Genomic DNA, 1,001 nt, shown 5'->3' on the forward strand with positions numbered 1-1,001 from the left:
ATAGGTATTTTTGGAGATGGAATTTGATATAGGCTTTACAGACAGGGAGATAACTCCATGGGGAGGGATGGTTTTTTTGAAACAAATGCTACAAAAGATAGGCTTTAGCAAGGTAATAGAGGCAAACAAAGACCTTCCTGTTTCTGGCTCCAACCGCGGGTATAATTCAACAACAATTATAGAGAGTTTTATTGCCAGTATCTGGTGTGGGGCAAACAGATTTTTGCATACCGAAGTCACTAGACACGATGCAGTTTTGGGGAATATTTTTGGATGGAAGCGTACACCAGGTCAAGACACTTTCAAACGGTTCTTCTCCAAATTTGACCAAGCAAAGAACCAGCGCATAAGTGATTATTTTTATACATGGATATTTGACAATTTCAAGTTCAACAATTTTACTTTGGATATTGATTCCTCTGTAATGACCAGATATGGCTGTCAAGAAGGGAGTAAAAAAGGATATAATCCAGCTAAAAAAGGCAGACCCTCACACCATCCATTAATTGCCTTTATTGCCGATGTAAAACTGGTAGCCAATATGTGGCTCAGGAGTGGGGATACTTCCAGCTCGAACAATTTCTTAAACTTTTTGACCGATACACTAAACAAACTGAAAGATAAAACAATCAGTTTGATTAGGCTAGACAGTGGCTTTTTCAATTCGGCGATTATGAATCATCTGGAAGAGAAAAACATCGATTACATCATTGCAGCGAGGTTTACACACCCCATCCAAAAGATCATCAAAGCAAGTACAAACTGGATAATATTGGATACGGGGATAGAGATTTGTGAGCAAATGTACCAAAGCGAATCATGGAGTAAGGCAAGACGGATAGTCATTGTTCGTCAGAGAATAAAAGACAGACCCAAGGCAACTGGTAAACAGTTGAGACTTTTTATAGAAGAGGAAATTCACATGAACTACCGATATTCCGCTTATGTAACACCTATGAAATTGGCACCAGCAGAAATATGGAGACTCTATCGAGGGAGAG

The 1,001-nt window shown here is 39.2% G+C and carries 1 protein-coding gene; it reads left to right on the top strand.

What is annotated here, in order from left to right; genetic code table 11:
- Window positions 1–16: 16 nt before the first annotated feature.
- Window positions 17–1,001, top strand: a 985-nt coding sequence (locus ACFSSE_RS17960) for an IS1380 family transposase (protein WP_379101070.1), incomplete at its 3' end; no start/stop codon positions are given.

The organism is Pedobacter alpinus (genome assembly GCF_042684645.1).
Classification (GTDB): domain Bacteria; phylum Bacteroidota; class Bacteroidia; order Sphingobacteriales; family Sphingobacteriaceae; genus Pseudopedobacter; species Pseudopedobacter alpinus.